General features: G+C 71.2%; 14 protein-coding genes. 13 read left to right on the top strand and 1 reads right to left on the bottom strand.

Annotation, left to right across the window (positions count from 1 at the left end):
- Positions 1–298 precede the first annotated feature (298 nt).
- The 6 genes from ispG (at position 299) to D458_RS32770 (ending at position 8,352) form a co-directional block, all read left to right on the top strand.
- Entirely contained in the window at positions 299–1,453 is a 1,155-nt protein-coding gene (ispG, locus tag D458_RS0101620; RefSeq protein ID WP_017584982.1) for a flavodoxin-dependent (E)-4-hydroxy-3-methylbut-2-enyl-diphosphate synthase, read from the top strand.
- A gap of 319 nt (positions 1,454–1,772) precedes the next feature.
- Complete coding sequence (locus D458_RS32775) at positions 1,773–2,885, top strand: oxygenase MpaB family protein (protein WP_017584981.1); 1,113 nt, start codon at positions 1,773–1,775, stop codon at positions 2,883–2,885.
- A 419-nt stretch (positions 2,886–3,304) separates the two neighbouring features.
- Positions 3,305–4,765: an amino acid permease gene (locus tag D458_RS0101610; protein ID WP_017584980.1), complete on the top strand. Its 1,461-nt coding sequence runs from the start codon at positions 3,305–3,307 to the stop codon at positions 4,763–4,765.
- Between the two features lie 252 nt (positions 4,766–5,017).
- Positions 5,018–5,833, top strand: a complete 816-nt coding sequence (locus tag D458_RS0101605) for a carbon-nitrogen hydrolase family protein (protein ID WP_017584979.1) — start codon at positions 5,018–5,020, stop codon at positions 5,831–5,833.
- Between the two features lie 60 nt (positions 5,834–5,893).
- Positions 5,894–7,618, top strand: a complete 1,725-nt coding sequence (locus D458_RS0101600; RefSeq protein WP_026118892.1) for a flavin monoamine oxidase family protein — start codon at positions 5,894–5,896, stop codon at positions 7,616–7,618.
- Between the two features lie 164 nt (positions 7,619–7,782).
- Positions 7,783–8,352, top strand: a complete 570-nt coding sequence (locus D458_RS32770) for a hypothetical protein (RefSeq protein ID WP_017584977.1) — start codon at positions 7,783–7,785, stop codon at positions 8,350–8,352.
- A gap of 42 nt (positions 8,353–8,394) precedes the next feature.
- On the opposite strand, the gene D458_RS0101590 is transcribed toward D458_RS32770, so the two are convergent.
- Positions 8,395–8,859 (bottom strand): Lrp/AsnC family transcriptional regulator, encoded by a 465-nt coding sequence (locus D458_RS0101590; RefSeq protein ID WP_017584976.1) that lies wholly within the window; start codon positions 8,857–8,859, stop codon positions 8,395–8,397.
- A 152-nt stretch (positions 8,860–9,011) separates the two neighbouring features.
- On the opposite strand from D458_RS0101590, the gene D458_RS0101585 reads away from it, so the two are divergent.
- The 7 genes from D458_RS0101585 (at position 9,012) to D458_RS0101555 (ending at position 16,851) form a co-directional block, all read left to right on the top strand.
- Positions 9,012–10,640 carry an alpha/beta fold hydrolase gene (locus D458_RS0101585; RefSeq protein ID WP_017584975.1) on the top strand — a complete coding sequence of 543 codons (1,629 nt, stop codon included), beginning with the start codon at positions 9,012–9,014 and terminating at the stop codon, positions 10,638–10,640.
- A 154-nt stretch (positions 10,641–10,794) separates the two neighbouring features.
- Complete coding sequence (locus D458_RS0101580; RefSeq protein ID WP_017584974.1) at positions 10,795–11,637, top strand: GNAT family N-acetyltransferase; 843 nt, start codon at positions 10,795–10,797, stop codon at positions 11,635–11,637.
- 48 nt (positions 11,638–11,685) lie between these two features.
- The gene (pta, locus tag D458_RS0101575; protein ID WP_017584973.1) at positions 11,686–13,734 is read left to right on the top strand and encodes a phosphate acetyltransferase; all 2,049 of its coding nucleotides are present in this window, start codon (positions 11,686–11,688) and stop codon (positions 13,732–13,734) included.
- A gap of 101 nt (positions 13,735–13,835) precedes the next feature.
- Positions 13,836–15,065, top strand: a complete 1,230-nt coding sequence (locus D458_RS0101570) for a Bcr/CflA family efflux MFS transporter (protein ID WP_017584972.1) — start codon at positions 13,836–13,838, stop codon at positions 15,063–15,065.
- 185 nt (positions 15,066–15,250) lie between these two features.
- Positions 15,251–15,850 carry a sulfite oxidase-like oxidoreductase gene (locus D458_RS0101565; protein ID WP_017584971.1) on the top strand — a complete coding sequence of 200 codons (600 nt, stop codon included), beginning with the start codon at positions 15,251–15,253 and terminating at the stop codon, positions 15,848–15,850.
- A gap of 3 nt (positions 15,851–15,853) precedes the next feature.
- Entirely contained in the window at positions 15,854–16,579 is a 726-nt protein-coding gene (locus D458_RS0101560; RefSeq protein ID WP_017584970.1) for an FAD-binding oxidoreductase, read from the top strand.
- Complete coding sequence (locus D458_RS0101555) at positions 16,576–16,851, top strand: DUF6510 family protein (protein WP_017584969.1); 276 nt, start codon at positions 16,576–16,578, stop codon at positions 16,849–16,851. Before D458_RS0101560 ends, D458_RS0101555 begins: the two co-directional genes overlap by 4 nt.
- The last annotated feature ends 27 nt before the right edge of the window (positions 16,852–16,878 follow it).

The raw sequence follows: 16,878 nt of genomic DNA, 5'->3' as shown, positions 1-16,878 counted from the left end.
TCCGGAGGGCCGCCGCGCGCCGCTCCGCGCCGTGTTCCCGCGCCGCTCCGTGCCGTGCCCGGGGCGGCGCGCGGGGTGAACACCGGTTGAACTGGTGTGAGTGGGGCCACGACGGGCCGAGTATCACCTCGAGGGCGGGTAACCTTGGGCTCGCGTTCCGGGAACGCCGCCGCGGCCGAGGCCGCCGAGACGGAGCACCCGAACGCGGCTCCGGGCGCTGCTGCCGGACGCCCTTCCTCACGAACCGGACGACATCAAGTGCCGCCCTCCCTCCGGCGGCAGACGAGGTGAATCAAGCGTGACCATCGATCTCGGTATCCCCGCCACACCGCCGCGCCCGCTGGCGACCCGGCGCAAGACCCGACAGATCATGGTCGGGAACGTTCCCGTCGGCGGGGACGCCCCGGTGTCCGTGCAGTCGATGACGACCACCCGCACCTCCGACATCAACGCGACCCTCCAGCAGATCGCCGAGCTGACGGCGTCCGGCTGTCAGATCGTCCGCGTGGCCGTTCCCACCAACGACGACGCCGACGCGCTGCCGGTCATCGCGAAGAAGTCGCAGATCCCGGTGATCGCCGACATCCACTTCCAGCCCAAGTACGTCTTCCAGGCCATCGACGCCGGCTGCGCGGCCGTGCGCGTCAACCCGGGCAACATCAAGAAGTTCGACGACAAGGTCGCCGAGATCGCCAAGGCCGCCAACGAGGCCGGCACCCCGATCCGGATCGGCGTCAACGCCGGTTCGCTCGACAAGCGGCTGCTCGCCAAGTACGGCAAGGCCACCCCCGAGGCGCTGGTGGAGTCGGCGCTCTGGGAGTGCTCGCTGTTCGAGGAGCACGGCTTCCGCGACATCAAGATCTCGGTCAAGCACAACGACCCGGTCGTGATGGTCAACGCCTACCGGCTGCTGTCGGAGTCCTGCGACTACCCGCTGCACCTGGGCGTCACCGAGGCCGGTCCGGCCTTCCAGGGCACCATCAAGTCCGCGGTCGCCTTCGGCGCGCTGCTGTCGGAGGGGATCGGTGACACCATCCGCGTGTCCCTCTCCGCCCCGCCCGCCGAGGAGGTCAAGGTCGGCGCGCAGATCCTGGAGTCCCTGGGCCTGCGCGAGCGCGGCCTGGAGATCGTCTCCTGCCCGAGCTGCGGCCGCGCCCAGGTGGACGTGTACACGCTCGCCGAGGAGGTCACCGCCGGGCTGGAGGGCCTGGAGGTGCCGCTGCGCGTGGCCGTCATGGGCTGCGTCGTCAACGGTCCGGGTGAGGCGCGCGAGGCCGACCTGGGTGTGGCCTCGGGCAACGGCAAGGGCCAGATCTTCGTCAAGGGCGAGGTCATCAAGACCGTTCCCGAGTCCAAGATCGTGGAGACCCTCATCGAGGAGGCCATGCGCATCGCCGAGGAGATGGGCGAGGCCGGCATCGAGGGCGAGCCCAGCGTGTCCGTGGCGAGCTGACCCGGACCACCGCTTCCCGTACCACCGCTTCCAGAACGGCCGCGCCGGCACCCGGCGCGGCCGTTCTGGTGTACGCGGACCTGGAGCTCGCGACCGGGCCCTCGGCGGTGGGGACACGGGTTCACGGACGTTTCGGGAGAAACCAGGACGGCGGCTCCGGTGGACCCGGAAAAGCTGGTACGCCAGGTCGGGGTCGGACGTTTTCCCTGGCAGGGCACGGGCACCAGGGGGCGTAGACGCCTATCGTGACCGGCCATGATCGAAGAGTCATGGTCCGGTCGCGTGTGTCACGCCCCTTTCGTGCTTTGAGGAGACCTCCATGCCCATGACCTACGCCGACTTCCACCGGGAACTCAAGGACCTCGGGGACCCGAAGGCCGACGCCGTGGTCCGGGAACTGCTTGACGAGGGCCAGGTCAACGCAGTGAACCAGCTCTTCCGCCAGATCAGCACCGCCGACTCCCCCGTCCCGCAGCAGGCTCCCGAGGTCCTGCGCGAGTTCATGGACTCCACCCGCGCCTTCCCGGACTGGATGGACCCCGCGCTGATCAGCCAGGCCTCCGACTTCTTCCGCCACCACCACCTGGAGGCGTCGGCCATGCAGGCCACCGTGGGGCTGGTGGGTACCTACCTGTCCCCGGTCGGGGCCTACACCCTGCACTCCACGCACCAGCTGGCCGACAACCCCCACCGCCGCCTGTCCCAGTCCACCCGCCTGTTCATGGGTATGGGGGACCGCGACGCGTTCACCGAGCACTCCAAGCTCGTGCCCACCTGCCAGAAGGTCCGCCTCGTCCACGCGGCCATCCGAGAGCTGCACCGCCGTTCCGGCCGCTGGGACTACGAGGGGATGGGCATGCCCGTGTCCCAGCTCTACACCGCCGGGGCGGCCCTGGTCTTCTCCGTGCAGGTCCTGGAGGGCATGGCCAACCTCGGCCGCAAGGTCGACCCCGACGAGGCCGACGGCTTCTCCCATGCCTGGATGGTCATCGCGTACTTCCTGGGCGTTCCGGAGGAGTACCTCCTCCAGTTCAGCTCCCGCGGGGAGGCCGTGGAACTGTGGCAGGAGGGGCGCGAGAAGGAGTGGGCACCGAGTGAGGCCGGGGTGATCCTGACCCGCGAGTGCGTCGAGCTGTACCAGCGTGAGGTGGCCATGGACGTTCCGAAGCTCAAGGAGGCCGTGCCCGCCTTCATCCGCGCGGCTCTGACCGACAGGTACGCGGACATGGTGGAGATCCCCAGGAGCAGCTTCGACCTGGGAGCCAAGGCCGCCACCACGCTCTCCAAGCCGCTGCTGGGCAGCCCCATCGCCAAGAACCCGGTCACCGACGAGGTGTTCGGGGTGCTGGGCAAGGCGGTCGAGCGGGTGGCCCGTGAGGCCTTCACCCGCGGCCAGGAGACCGAGCCGCAGATGACCGATCGCATCAGCTGAGAAGGTCCGCGGGTGAAGGGCCGGAGCGCGTCCGCCCGGGCAGGCTGACCGCGCCGGGCCCTGCCGGGCGAAACGGCTCCGGGGGGAGTGCGGCGGGCGCCGTGCTCCCCCTCTGCTGTGTCCGGAACACTCAGGGGTCCTGGGGGCTTACACCTACCGGTGGCCCCGCTTCGGTGTTCTCGCAGGTCACACGGTGATGATCACCGTGAGTCACCTCATATGACATGCATCACTCCGATGTGCGTTTTCTTGCGTCAGCACGCACGTTTTCGGCGCTTCAAGCGGACAAATGCAACGAATGTGGGTCATGTTACTCAGGCAACACCATTACCGTTGCCTAGGGCACATTTGGGGCGCCGTTGATTCGAGACGGCGCCGATCCGGTGTGCCCACCCCGCAGAACGTCGAGGAGTCATTTCGTGGTGGACCAGAAGACCCCCGCGCCGGTGGGCGCGGCCGCGCCCACGCTCGGGCAGCGCCTGAGCCGGCGCAAGCCGGTCGAGAAGCTGGTGGCGGAGACCGAGAGCGGCAACGGCCTGCGCCGCACCATGGGCTTCTGGCAGCTGTCCATGATCGGCATCGGCGCCACCCTGGGCACCGGCATCTTCGTCGTCCTGGGCGAGGCCGTCCCGATCGCCGGTCCCGCCGTCATCCTGGCGTTCGTCCTGGCCGGTGTCACCGCGCTCTTCTCCGCGCTCGCCTACGCCGAGATGGCCGGGATGATCCCCGCCTCCGGCTCGGCCTACTCCTACAGCTACGCCACCATGGGCGAGTTCATGGCCTGGGTGTGCGGCTGGTGCCTGATGCTCACCTACGGCGTCTCCGTCGCCGCGGTCGGCGTCGGCTGGGGCCAGTACATCAACGAGCTCCTCCACCTGACCACGGGCCTGGCGCTGCCCGGCGCGTTGCTGGCCGGACCCATGGAGGGCGGCCTGATCAACGTGCCCGCCGCCGTCGTGGTCCTGCTGTCGATGTTCGCCCTGCTCGCCGGGGTCCGCGAGAGCACCCGCGTCAACGCCGTCATGGTCGTCATCAAGGTCGCCGTGCTGGTGATGTTCGTGGCCATCGCGATCACCGCCGTCCAGGACGGCAACTTCGCCCCGTTCATGCCGATGGGCATGGCCGGTGTCTCCGCCGCCGGCGCCACCCTGTTCTTCTCCTACATCGGCTTCGACTCCGCCTCCACCGCCAGCGAGGAGGCCAAGAACCCCCAGCGCGACCTGCCGCGGGCCATCATGTTCTCGATGATCGTGGTCACCGCGATCTACTGCCTGGTGGCCTTCAGCGCCGTCGGCGCCCTGAACTGGACCGAGTTCGCCGAGGGGCAGACCTCCCTGGCCGGGATCCTGACCCTGGTCACCGGCACCCCGGTGTGGGCGGTCATCTTCGCGGCCGGCGCCGTCCTGTCCCTGGCCAGCGTCGTCCTGGTCGTGCTCTACAGCCAGACCCGCATCCTCTTCGCGATGTCCCGCGACGGGCTCATCCCCGCGGCCTTTTCCAAGCTCGACGCCAAGGGCACCCCGCGCGCCAACACCGTCATCACCTCGGTGTTCATCGCGCTCCTGGCGGCGCTCGTCCCGCTCGGCCCGCTCGCCGACGCCACCGCGATCGGCACGCTCTTCGCCTTCGCCCTGGTCAACGTGGCCGTCCTGGTGCTGCGCAGGAACCGCCCGGACCTCAAGCGCGCCTTTCGGATGCCCGGCGCCCCGGTCACTCCGGTCCTCGGTGTCCTGGCCTGCGCGTACCTGATGTTCAGCATGTCGCTCAGCGTGTGGGTGGCCTTCGGTGCCTGGCTCGTGGTCGGCCTGGCCATCTACTTCGGCTACAGCATGCGCCGCTCCGCGCTGGAGACCGAACCGGCCTTCGAGGTCCGCGCCTGACCCGGGCCGAGACACGTCCCACGGGGCGGGGTCGGGGGAATCCCCGGCCCCGCCCCGCTGTTCTCCCTGGTGGCCAGGGCCCCACGGGGTCCGGTGAGGGTATCGGGCGCGATCGTGCGCGGGGGCGCAACGAACCACGGCGGTTCGGCGCCAACTCGCAACAGAGTGCGCGTCCGACACACGGTTCCCACGCCTTCTCCCACCTAGAGTGGACGCGGCCGACCAGCGACGACACACCGGGAGGTGGAAGCGGTGACCGCACCACTGCGCGTGGCCCTCGACCAGGGCACGGGGCTCAGCGGAGACCCCGCGTCCTCCCTCGACCGGCTCCGGGAACGGGCCCGTGCGGCAGCGGCCGACGGAGCCGCCCTGCTGGTCACCCCGGAGATGTCGCTGACCGGCTACAACATCGGCTCCGAGGCCGCACGGCTGGCCGAGCCCGCCGACGGACCGCTCTTCGACGCCGTCTCACGGATCGCCGCCGACACCGGCGTGGCGATCGTCTACGGCTTCCCCGAGCTGGCCGACGGGAACGTGTACAACGCGGTGCGGTTCGTGGACGCCGCGGGGTCCTCCCGCGCGCTCTACCGCAAGACGCACCTCTTCGGGGACCTGGACCGGGACCTGTTCAGCGCCGGTGACGAGCTGGTCGTCCAGGTGGACCTCGGCGCCCACCGGATCGGCCTCCTGGTCTGTTACGACGTGGAGTTTCCCGAGGCCGTGCGGGCGCACGCGCTGGCCGGGACCACCCTCCTCGTCGTGCCCACCGCCCTGATGGGGCCGAACACCTCGGTGGCCACCCTCCTGGTGCCGGCCCGCGCCATGGAGAACCAGATCCACCTGGCCTACGTGAACCGCTGCGACACCGAGGGCGACCTCGACTACGTCGGCCTCAGCGCGCTGGTGGGCCCCGACGGCACCGAAATCCTGCGGGCCGGGCCCACGGAGGCCCTGCTGGTCGGCGACGTCGACCCGGCCGCGACCGAGGCCTCCCGCGCCGAACTCTCCTACCTGGGTGACCGCCGCCCGGAGCTGTACTCCGCTCCGGCCACCGCGCCCGCACCCTGACACCCGCACCACTCCTCCCCACCTCTTCGACCCGTATCCCAGCCCAGTGAAGGAGGGCCCATGACGTCTGCCGTGCCCACAGCCGCCGGTACCGCGCCCGTGACCGCCACCCCGGCGGACGACCGTCCGCTGACCATGTCCGGGCCCGACTTCCCGTTCGCCTACGACGAGTTCCTGGCGCACCCCGCCGGGCTGGGCCAGGTCCCCGCCGAGCACCACGGCACCGAGGTCGCGGTCATCGGCGGCGGCCTGTCCGGCATCGTCACCGCCTACGAGCTCATGAAGATGGGCCTGAAGCCGGTCGTGTACGAGGCCGACCGGATCGGCGGACGCCTGCGCACCGAGCGCCTGCCCGGAGCCCCCGCCGACGTGGTCGCGGAGATGGGCGCGATGCGCTTCCCGCCGACCTCCACCTCCTTCTGGCACTACGCGGACCTGATGGGCCTGCGGACCAACGCCTTCCCGAACCCGCTCGCGGCCGCCACCCCGAGCACCGTCGTCGACCTCAAGGGCGAGTCGCACTACGCGACGCACCTGGACGACCTGCCCGAGGTCTACCGGGACGTGGCGCGCGCCTGGGACCAGACCCTGGAGAGCGTCGAGCACACCCGCATGCAGAAGGCGATCCGCGAGCGGGACGTCGCCACCCAGAAGGAGATCTGGAACCGGCTGGTCGAGAAGCTGGACAACCAGACCTTCTACGGCTTCCTGTGCGAGTCCCCGGGCTTCTCCTCCTTCCGCAACCGGGAGGTCTTCGGCCAGGTGGGCTTCGGCACCGGCGGCTGGGACACCGACTTCCCCAACTCCATCCTGGAGATCCTGCGGGTCACCTACACGGGTGCGGACGACGACCACATGGGCATCGTCGGCGGTGTGGACCAGCTCCCGACACGCCTGTGGGAGCACGCCCCGGACAAGCTCGTGCACTGGGCGCAGGGCACCTCCCTGGCCTCGCTGCACGGCGGTGAGCCGCGCCCGGCGGTGACGGCGCTGCGCCGGACCGCCGCCAAGGGCAACCCGGCGGGCAACATCACCGTCACCGACTCCTCCGGCTCCACCCGCACCTACCCCACGGCGGTGTTCACGGCGCAGTCCTGGATGATGCTGTCCAAGATCGACTGCGACGACGACCTGCTGCCGATCGACCACTGGACGGCGATCGAGCGGACCCACTACATGGAGTCCTCGAAGCTGTTCGTCCCCGTGGACCGCGCGTTCTGGCGGGACAAGGACCCCGAGACCGGCCGCGACGTCATGAGCATGACGCTCACCGACCGCATGACCCGGGGCACCTACCTGCTGGAGGGCGAGGACCCGGACGGCCCCGCCGCGATCTGCATGTCCTACACCTGGTGCGACGACTCGCTCAAGTGGCTGCCGCTGTCGGCCAACGAGCGCCTGGAGGTCATGCTGGCCTCGCTCGGCAAGATCTACCCGGACCTGGACGTCCGCTCCCACATCACGGGCGACCCGATCACGGTCTCCTGGGAGGACGAGCCGTACTTCATGGGCGCGTTCAAGGCCAACCTGCCCGGTCACTACCGGTACCAGCGCCGCCTGTTCACGCACTTCCACCAGGAGGACCTGGACGAGCGCCACCGCGGGCTGTTCCTCGCCGGCGACGACGTGTCCTGGACCGCCGGCTGGGCCGAGGGCGCGGTGCAGACCGCCCTGAACGCGGTGTGGGGCGTCATGCACCACTTCGGCGGCGAGACCGACCCGACCAACCCCGGCCCGGGCGACCTGTTCGACGAGCTGGCCCCGGTCACCCTCCCCGAGGACTGACGGCAACCTCCGAGGCCCCCGGCGGGCCTCTCCCGGACCCCGGAAGCGCCCCCTGACGGCGCGACCGGGGTCCTTCGGGTTTTCGGGGTGATCCGTGCGGGTATGCGTTTTCTGATCGTTCCGGCCCCCGCCCCGGACCCACGGCCTCCTGACGGGAATCCCCCATGAGTTCCCCGGCACCCCCTGCCAAGATCTTCTGGTCCCCGGCCACGGCGCTGGCCCTGCCCGTGGTCCTCGTGGCCTGCCTCTTCCTGCTGGACCTGGCCGTCGAGCTGGGGGCCCGACCGTGGCTGTCGATCCCCCTCTTCGCCGTGGTGGTCCTGCTCTTCTGGGGCTGGTCCATGAGCGCGTTCACCTTCTGGACCCGACTGGGGGAGAAGGGGATGACGACGGGTGGCTGGACGGCCGTCTCCAGGGTTCGCTGGCTGGACGTCACCGGAGCCCGGGTCATGCCCGACGGCAAGATCCTGGTCGCCCTGAAGAACGGCGGCGGTCTCACCGTCAGGACCTACCAGCGCTCCGGTGCGACCGCTTTCCTCGGCAACGACGCGGCCGAGCGGCTGGCGGAGCGGATCACCGCGGAGGTCGACGCCACCGCCGAGTACCGAGTGTGGGAGGACGACGGCCTGGTGGAGCTGCGCCGCAGCCGGTGGCTCTCGCCCGCGCTGCTGATCCTGGTGACTCTGGGGTTCCTGTGGCTGGGGACCCTCTGGGCCTCGTGGCTGTACTGGTGACCGGCTGTGCCATGGCTCAACCGGACCTGCCGGGGCGCGTTTCTAGGGCAGGTCGGCGGTGCCGGCGAGGATGGGCTGGTCGACCAGGCGGGACAGGACCAGGGTGCTCTTGGTGCGCACCACGAAGGGCTCGGCGCCGATGCGCTCGATGACCTCCTCCAGGTGGTGGGTGTCGCGGGCGCGGACCTGCACTATGGCGTCGGCCTCGCCGGTGACCGTGCAGGCCGAGGTGATCTCCGCGTAACCGGCCAGGCCGACGCGGATCTCACCGGGTGAGGTGCGCGCACGGCAGTAGAGCTCGATGAAGGCCTCGGTGGTCCAGCCGATCGCCTGGGGTTCGACGACCACGGTGAACCCGCGCACGGCGCCGGACTCGACCAGGCGGTCCACCCGGCGCTTCACCGCGGAGGGGCTGAGGCCGACCTCGCCGCCGATCTCCGCAAAACTCATCCGCGCGTCCGCGCCGAGAACCGCGATGATCCGCTCGTCGACACGATCAAGCCGCATTGTGCCCCTTTGTCCATGTCTGATCCGACCAGGGCACATGTTACCGGGGGAGTGCCCGGCTGGGGCCCGTGTCGCTTCCTTATGTCACGCTGTGTAGCGGAGACAATGCATGGGACAACCTGGCAGTCATCGGGGGTAATCGAGTGCGAACAGTGTGCACGCAGTGGGCGACCGTCTCCGCCGGGGTGCTCCTGGCCTCCCTGGTGGCCGTGCCGACGGCACACGCCGCCCCCGCTGAGGGGGCCGCCGCGCCGACCACCCGGATCGACCAGAAGGCAATCGACTGGCAGCCCTGCGAGGACCTCGAACCGGTCGGTGACGCCGAACTCGAATGCGCCACCATCACCGTCCCCATGGCCAGGACCACCGACGGCGAACGCGTCGGCGACCTCGCCGAAACGGTCGAGATCGCCCTCTCCCGGGTCCGCGCCACGGGCACCGCCGAGCACACGGTGCTGGTCAACCCCGGCGGCCCCGGCAGCGCCGGGCGCATGTGGGCGGCGCACACCCACAACCGCATGCCCGAGGAGCTCCGCGAGACCTACGACGTGGTCGCCTTCGACCCGCGCGGCATGGGCGCCTCCACCCCCGCCGTCACCTGCGACCCCGACTTCTTCACCCCCGTCCGCAAGGACACCGTCCCGGCCGACGCCGCCGAGGAGCAGGCCCTGCGCCTGGACGCCGAGGCCTACGCCGCCGCCTGCGCCGAGGAGGCCGGCCCGCTCCTGGACCACATGCGCACCGAGGACACCGCGCACGACATGGACGCCATCCGGGTCGCCCTCGACCTCGACCGGGTCGACTACCTCGGTTACTCCTACGGCAGCTACCTCGGCACCGTCTACGCCTCGCTCTACCCCGACAGCGTGCGCGCCGTGGTCCTGGACAGCGTGGTCAACCCGGACAACCCCTGGTACGAGAGCAACCTCGTCCAGAGCCGGTCCCTGGACCGCGCCGCCCAGAACTTCTTCGACTGGGTCGCCCGCCACGACGACACCTACGGCCTGGGCACCGACGGCGAGACCGTCGCGGACGCCTACTACGCCCTGCGCGCCGAGCTGCGCGAGAACCCGCTGGACGACACGGTCGGCCCCACCGAGCTGGAGGGCGCCGTCATCGTCGTCGCCTACAGCGGCAACACCTGGCCCTCCGCCGCGGGAGCCCTGGCCGCCCGGATCAACGACGGCGACCCGGCCCCGCTCCTGGCCCTGCACGAGGCCTACGGCGACGACGCCGACAGCGACCCCGGCTACGGCGGCTACCTCGCGGTCCAGTGCACCGACACCGAGTGGCCCCGCAACTGGCGGACCTGGCACGCGGACGCCGAGGAGACGCACGAGGACGCACCCTTCATGGGCTGGCACAACATGTGGTACAACGCGCCCTGTGCCTCCTGGGAGGGCGAGTCCGACCCCTGGTTCCAGGTCGGCGACGGGCCCTACGAGCACCCCGCCTACGACGGCGACGTGCTCATCGTGCACGCCACCGGCGACGGCGCCACCCCGGTGGAGGGTTCGTACGCCCTGCGCGACCGCCTGCCCGGCTCCTCCCTGGTGATCGAGGACGGCGGCCTCACCCACGGCGTCGCCCTCACCGGGAACACCTGCGTGGACGAGGCCGTGGTCGCCTACCTCCGGGAAGGGACCCTGCCCGAACGCGGTGCCGAAGGTCCCGACCTGACCTGCGACGCCCGGCCCGAACCCCAGCCGCGCACCGTGCAGAGCGCCCCCCACGCGCCGGTGGACCGGCTCGGACCGATCGGACTCGACACCTCCGGGTGAGCCGGACGCCCCGGCCCGGACCTCCGGGCCGGGACTGCCAGGTGAGCGAGTGGAGTCGGTCTAATAGGCTGGAACCGGCGCGAATTCGTCGTGGGCCCACGAGCCGTACCGGTATCCCGCCGGGCACGGTGACCGGGTAGATGGGGGAGATGCGATGCTGCGGACCTCGGCGGTTCGGGTTCTCGGTGAGCGGGACAGGGAGGCTGTCCGTGCGCTTCTGGACGCCGACCCCGTGGGCAACGTCTTCGTCGCCTCACGCCTGATGGCCACCGGTATCTCCGGGGGCGGCGTGGGCGCCGAGGTCTGGGGCCACACGGAACGGGGCAGGCTGACCGCCCTGTGCTACTCGGGCGCCAACCTCGTCCCGGTCAACGCCGGCCCCGCCGCCGTGCGGAGCTTCGCCGACCACGCCCGCTGGCGCGGCCGCCGCTGCTCCTCGATCGTCGGCCCGGTGGAGGCGGTCAGCGACTTCTGGCAGCAGGTCACCCCGGCCTGGGGGCCCGCGCGGGTCATCCGCGCCAGTCAACCGGTCCTGGAGATCGACGGCCCGCCCGCCGTCGACCCCGACCCGCTGGTGCGCCGCGTCCGCATCTCCGAACTCAACACCCTGGTGCCCGCCTGCGTCGCCATGTTCACCGAGGAGGTCGGGGTCCCGCCGGACTCCGGCGACGGCGGCGCCCTCTACCGGGCCCGGGTCGAGGAACTGGTCCGCACCGGCCGGGCCTTCGCCCGGATCGAGGACGGCCGTGTGGTGTTCAAAGCCGAGATCGGCGCCGTCACCCAGCACGCCTGCCAGGTCCAGGGCGTCTGGGTCCACCCGGACCTGCGCGGCCGGGGCCACTCGAGCGCGGGCATGGCGGCCGTGGTCGACTACGCGCTGGCGGAGATCGCGCCCCGGGTGACGCTGTACGTCAACGACTTCAACACCCCGGCCCGCGCCACCTACCAGCGGGTCGGTTTCCGGCAGGTCGGAGAGGTCATGTCGGTGCTCTTCTGACGGCGGTGCTCTGACGATCCGGGCCGGCCCGGGGAACTGGGGTCAACAGTGACAGGGGTCTACGTCGCGTCGAGTGACGCGGAGAGCGACAAGAGGACGATCGCGCTCGGGATGACCGAGCTCCTGGCCGGGACGGTCGACTCGATCGGGGTGTTCCGGCCCATCGTCGCCGAACAGGGGCGCGACCCCCTGCTGGAGACGCTGCGCCGCCGGTTCGGGCTGGGCGACCCCTACGAGGACTGCGTGGGGGTCACCTACCAGCGGGTGCACACCGACCCCGAGGAGGCGATGTCGGAGATCGTCGCCGCCTACGGGGCCCTGAGCGCCCGCCACAGCGCCGTGGTCGTGGTGGGCACCGACTACACCGACGCGGTGACCGCCACCGAGTTCGCCTTCAACGCCCGCGTCGCCGCCAACCTCGGCACCCCGGTCCTGCTCGTGGTCTCCGGAGCGGACCGGGGCACGGCCGGGGTCCGCAGCGAGATCGCCGTGGTCCACGCCGAACTCGCCCGCGAGCACGCCACCCGCCTGGCCACCGTCGTCGACCGGGTCCACCCCGACGGGACGAGCGGGCTGCGCGAACGCCTGGAGGGCATCGCCTACGTCCTGCCCGACGTCCCCGGCCTGAGCTCGCCCACCGTCCGCGACCTCCAACGGGCCTGCGACGCCCGTCTGCTGTTCGGCGACGCCGAACGCCTGGCCCGGGAGACCTCCGGGGTCGACATCGCGTCGATGTCGCTGCCCGCCCTCCTGGACCGGATGACCGCCGACCGCCTGGTCCTGCTCACCGCGGACCGGGCCGGATCGCTGCTGCCCGCCCTGCTCGCCGCGCACACCTCACCCGACTTCCCGTCCCTGGCCGGGGTCGTGCTCACCGGCGACACCGAGATGCCCGAGCCGGTCTGGCGCCTGCTCACCGGCATGGACGTACGCCTGCCGGTCCTGACCACCCCGCTCGACACCTACACCGCCGCCACCCGCCTGGCCCCCGTCCGGGGCGGTCTGGCCCCGCTCTCGGACAAGAAGATCGAGTCCGCCCTGGCCACCTTCGGCACCGCCGTCGACGGTCCCGAACTGCTCAACCGCCTCCGGGTGACGCGCACCGGCGCCGTCACCCCGCTCATGTTCGAGTACACGCTCCTGGACCGGGCCCGCGCCGACCGCAGGCGGGTCGTGCTGGCCGAGGGCACCGAGGAGCGGGTCCTGAGAGCCGCCGACCTCCTGCTGCGCCGCGACGTCGTCGACCTCACCCTCCTCGGCTCACCGCGCGAGGTCAGGGCCCGGGCCGACGACCTCGGGCTCGACCTGGGAGCCGTCGACGTGATCGATCCGGACAGCTCCGAACTGCGCGACCGCTTCGCCGAGGAGTACGCCTCCCTGCGCGCGCACAAGGGCGTCACCGTCGACCTGGCCCGCGACACCGTCCGCGAGGTCTCCTACTTCGGCACGCTCATGGTGCACTGCGGGCTCGCGGACGGCATGGTCTCCGGGGCCGTGCACACCACCGCCCAGACCGTCCGCCCCTCCTTCGAGATCCTGCGCTCGGGCCTGGTCTCCAGCGTGTTCTTCATGTGCCTGGCCGACCGGGTCCTGGTCTACGGCGACTGCGCTGTGGTGCCCGACCCCTCCGCCGAGCAGCTCGCCGAGATCGCCGCGAGCTCCGCCGACACCGCCGCCCGCTTCGGCGTCCAGCCCCGGGTGGCGATGCTCTCCTACTCCACCGGGGCCTCCGGGACCGGCGCGGACGTCGACAAGGTCCGCGCCGCCACCGACCAGGTCCGGCAGGCCCGCCCCGACCTGGAGCTGGAGGGGCCCATCCAGTACGACGCCGCCATCGACCCCGGGGTGGCGCACACCAAGCTCCCCGACAGCACCGTCGCCGGACGCGCCACCGTTTTCGTCGTCCCCGACCTCAACACCGGCAACACCCTCTACAAGGGCGTGCAGCGCAGCGCCGGCGCGGTCGCGATCGGGCCGGTCCTCCAGGGCCTGCGCAAACCCGTCAACGACCTCTCCCGCGGGGCGACCGTGCGCGACATCGTCAACACCGTCGCCATCACCGCCGTCCAGGCCCGGAAGGACGAGCGCGACACCTGACACATCACAGTCAGATTGGCGACTGGACAGGGAACCGGGAGGACGGCGCTGGGTAACGTGGGTGGGCTCCACCCCGCCACCCCGCGCCACAGAGAGACCCGATGCTCCACAACCCCACCGGCCGTGCACGCCTGGGTCTGGCCCTCCTCCTCGCCATGCTGACGGTGTTGGGCCCGCTCAACATCGACATGTACCTCCCGGCCTTCCCGGAGATCTCCGCCGACCTCGGGGCCAACGCCTCCCAGGTGCAGCTGAGCCTCACCAGCTGTTTGGTCGGCCTCGCGGTCGGCCAGGTGGTGATCGGCCCGATCAGCGACTCCCAGGGCAGGCGGGGCCCGCTCCTGGTCTGCATCGCCCTGTTCGTCCTCGCCTCGGCCCTGTGCGCCCTCGCTCCGAACACCGCCGTCCTGGTACTGGGGCGCTTCCTCCAGGGCTTCACCGCCAGCGCCGGCGTGGTGCTCTCCCGCGCGGTGGTGCGCGACGTCTTCGACGGCTCCGCGCTCACCCGCTTCTTCGCCCTGATCATGGTGGTGGTCGCGGTCGCGCCCATGGTCGCCCCGGTGGTCGGCGGCGGAGTCCTCCTGCTGCCCTCCGCGACCTGGCGCAGCATCTTCTGGACCCTCGGGCTGCTCGGCGCCGTGATCGCCCTGGTCGTGGCTCTCCGACTGCCCGAGACCCTCCCTGCGGAGCGGCGCATCCCCGGCACCTTCGGCGGCAGCCTGCGCACCATGGGCGTCCTGCTGAGCGACCGCCGCTACCTCGGCTACACCCTCATCGTCGGCCTGCTGCACGGCGGTAGCTTCGCCTACGTCGCCGGGACGCCGTTCGTCTACCAGGACCTGTACGGGGTGTCCCCGCAGGTGTTCGGCTTCCTCTTCGGCGTCAACGGCATCGCCATCATCATGGGCAGCGCCGCCGTCGGCCGCCTCAGCGAACGGTTCGGCGAGCGCGCCCTCCTCGGTCTCGCCGTGGCGGTGGCGGTGGCCGCCACCGCGGTCGTCCTCACCACGGCGTTCCTCCAGGGCCCGCTGGTGCTCCTGGTCGTGCCGATCTTCGTCTACATGACCTGCATGGGCATGGTCCTCACCGGCTCCTTCGCCCTGGCCATGGAAGGCCAGGAGAACCGGGCCGGAAGCGCCAGCTCCCTCCTCGGCGCCCTTCCGATGATCATCGGCGCCGCGGTCGCGCCCCTGGTCGGCCTGGACGAGACCACGGCGATCCCGATGGGACTGCTGCTGTTCGGCAGCTCCACCCTGGGTCTGCTGGTCATGTTCACCATGACCCGGCCGCCCGCGAGGGACACCGTCCCCGAGTCCGACCCGCTCGCCTGATCCGGCCGTAGCGCCCACCACAGAAGCCGGCTTTCCCCGAACCTTGCGGAACCGGGGCACCAGCACTGGAATCCCCGGTTCCGTACATGGGACGGGTTGGCCTTTCCTTGCCCGTTCCTTCCCCTAGCCGCCCGGGTCTCCGGGTAGGTGCCTGGTCACCGGCACCTACCCGACCGAGGACAGGCATGAATCTCATCACCAGAGGCTTCCACGGGCGGCGCGGCGGCGACCCGGCCCGCATCCCGCCGGGGCAGTACGAGGCCCACGACTTCCCGGTGCTGAGCGTGGGCCCCACACCGCGGGTCGACACCGACGACTGGGCCTTCACCGTCACCACCGAGACCGGGACCGCCCACAGCTGGACCTGGGACGAGTTCCTCGGACTGGCTCAGGAACGGCCGCACGTGGACATCCACTGCGTCACCCGCTGGTCCAAACTGGACACCGACTGGGTCGGCGTCTCCGTGGACACGTTGCTGGCCGACGTGGAGAGCACCGCCGACTACGCGGTGGCCCACTCCTACGGTGGTTACACCACGAACCTGCCGCTGGAGGACCTCACCGACGGGCAGGCGTGGATCGTCCACACCTTCGACGGCGAGCCCCTGGCCGCCGAGCACGGCGGGCCGGCCCGCCTGCTCGTCCCGCACCTGTACTTCTGGAAGTCCGCCAAGTGGGTGAAGGGCCTGACCCTGACCCCCGGGGACGAACCCGGGTTCTGGGAACAGGCCGGTTACCACGACTACGGCGACCCCTGGCGTGAACAGCGCTACCGGGGGGACTGACCGATGCCCTCCTGGACCACGGCCACCCTGGAGGCCGACCGGTGGGAGACCCCGACCGCCCGCACCCTGGTCCTCTCGGTCCCGGGTTGGGCCGGGCACCGGCCCGGACAGCACGTGGACGTACAGCTCAGGGCGGAGGACGGGTACACCGCCGAGCGCTCCTACTCCATCGCCTCCGCCTCCGGACCGGACCGGCTGGAACTCACCGTCCAGCTGGCACCCGGCGGGGAGGTCTCCCCGTACCTGGTCCAGGAGTTCCGCCCCGGGGACCGGGTGCGGGTGCGCGGCCCCCTGGGCGGGTGGTTCGTCTGGCGGACGGCCGACCCCGATCCGGTCGTTCTCGTCGGCGGCGGCTCCGGTGTCGTACCGCTCGCGTCGATGGTCCGCGAGCGCCGCCGCACCGGGGGCCGGGCCCTGTTCCGGATCCTGTACTCGCTCAGATCGCCGGACGACCGCTACTACGCCGGGGACCTCGGGGCGGCATCGGACCCGGGCGTGGACGTCTTCCTCGCCTACACCCGCAGCGCCCCGCCGGGTTCGGTGCGCGGCGCGAAACGGTTGAGCGTGGCGGACCTGAACACCCACGGCTTCCCGGCCGAGTTCACGCCCCTGTGCTACGTGTGCGGGCCCACGGGGTTCGTGGAGACCGTCGCGGACGGGCTCATCGCCCTGGGGCACGACCCGCGCCGGATTCGCACCGAACGCTACGGGAGTGGAGGCGGACGATGACCCGACCGACCCGTCTGGACGGGAACGTGCTCGCCGGGCCGCTCTCGGAGGTGTTCAGCGTGGACCTGACCGCGGCCGCGCGGCTCTGCTCGGTCTGCGGGGACGAGGGGGTGTGCGCTCAGCTGCTGGTGTACGCGGACGGACCCGGGCTGGTCGCCCGCTGTCCGGGATGCGCGGTGCTGGTGCTCCGCCTGGTCCGTACCCCGCACGGGGTGGTGCTGGACCTGGGAGGGACCGGCTGCGTCACCATTCCGCTCGGTGAGGAGCCCTGAAGCCGAAGCCGGGTGGGATCTCGTTTC

It is taken from the genome of Nocardiopsis ganjiahuensis DSM 45031, from assembly GCF_000341085.1.
GTDB classification, from domain to species: Bacteria; Actinomycetota; Actinomycetes; order Streptosporangiales; family Streptosporangiaceae; genus Nocardiopsis; species Nocardiopsis ganjiahuensis.
This window is presented reverse-complemented; position numbering and strand designations above follow the sequence as displayed.

Excerpts from the sequence above, each read along its gene's own strand:
- D458_RS32775 (WP_017584981.1), top strand. The coding sequence starts at position 1,773 with ATGCCCATGACCTACGCCGACTTCCACCGGGAACTCAAGGACCTCGGG.
- D458_RS0101600 (WP_026118892.1), top strand. The coding sequence starts at position 5,894 with ATGACGTCTGCCGTGCCCACAGCCGCCGGTACCGCGCCCGTGACCGCC.
- D458_RS32770 (WP_017584977.1), top strand. The coding sequence starts at position 7,783 with ATGAGTTCCCCGGCACCCCCTGCCAAGATCTTCTGGTCCCCGGCCACG.
- D458_RS0101590 (WP_017584976.1), bottom strand. The coding sequence starts at position 8,859 with ATGCGGCTTGATCGTGTCGACGAGCGGATCATCGCGGTTCTCGGCGCG.
- D458_RS0101580 (WP_017584974.1), top strand. The coding sequence starts at position 10,795 with ATGCTGCGGACCTCGGCGGTTCGGGTTCTCGGTGAGCGGGACAGGGAG.
- D458_RS0101570 (WP_017584972.1), top strand. The coding sequence starts at position 13,836 with ATGCTCCACAACCCCACCGGCCGTGCACGCCTGGGTCTGGCCCTCCTC.
- D458_RS0101565 (WP_017584971.1), top strand. The coding sequence starts at position 15,251 with ATGAATCTCATCACCAGAGGCTTCCACGGGCGGCGCGGCGGCGACCCG.
- D458_RS0101560 (WP_017584970.1), top strand. The coding sequence starts at position 15,854 with ATGCCCTCCTGGACCACGGCCACCCTGGAGGCCGACCGGTGGGAGACC.
- D458_RS0101555 (WP_017584969.1), top strand. The coding sequence starts at position 16,576 with ATGACCCGACCGACCCGTCTGGACGGGAACGTGCTCGCCGGGCCGCTC.